This is a genomic window from Streptobacillus felis (assembly GCF_001559775.1).
Lineage (GTDB): Bacteria > Fusobacteriota > Fusobacteriia > Fusobacteriales > Leptotrichiaceae > Streptobacillus > Streptobacillus felis.
Genome location: NZ_LOHX01000106.1, coordinates 1 through 740 on the forward strand (window position 1 = coordinate 1; position 740 = coordinate 740).

1 pseudogene is annotated in these 740 nt (G+C 32.0%); it reads right to left on the reverse strand.

The features are described from left to right. Positions 1–740 (reverse strand): annotated as a pseudogene (locus AYC60_RS01895) (adhesin); the annotation flags it as partial.

The window sequence follows — 740 nt, forward strand, 5'->3', positions numbered from 1 at the left end:
TTATTCTTCTTTCATAACCCTTTTTACCTACAGATATTACTCCAACTTTAGCCGAACTTGGTATAGAATATGAACCTCTTGCTGTGTATCCTGATTTATCTAAGTCTGATTTTTCATAATCAGTTGCTGAAATATATCCTAAGGCAACTGAGTTATCTAAGGTTGCATTAGTCTGATTCCCTAATGCTAGTACTGATTTACCATTATGTCCTTCTATTTTTTTATTACTACTATCTTTTAACTCACTTATGTTGGCATCATTACCTATTATGATAGAATCTCCATCTTTTGAAGTTCCCCAAACACGAGAATTAACTCCTAATATTATTGAATTAGGTGCATAGACAACTGATCCATGACCATAAACCATAGAATTTTTACCATCTATGTCTACTCCAGAACCATTACCAAAGGCAATAGAACCCTCTCCTAAAGCTCTTCCAGCTATCCCTAATGCTATTGAATTTTTTTCTTTTGTAAATGAATATGATCCAATTGATATTGAGTTTTCTTTAAGTGAGAACGAACCTCTACCTAAGGCTATCCCATTATCTCCAAAAGCACCTGATTTACTTCCTATAACTACTGCATTTTTTCCACTAGATTTAGCTGTATCTTTTACTCCATTTTTTATTTCTTTTTTTATCTTAAGTATATCTGTTTTAACATCCTTATCATCTTTTGCCTCTACAAAAGCTTTTTCTATTCCATCTATATAGCTTTTAACCCCTATAAAATAA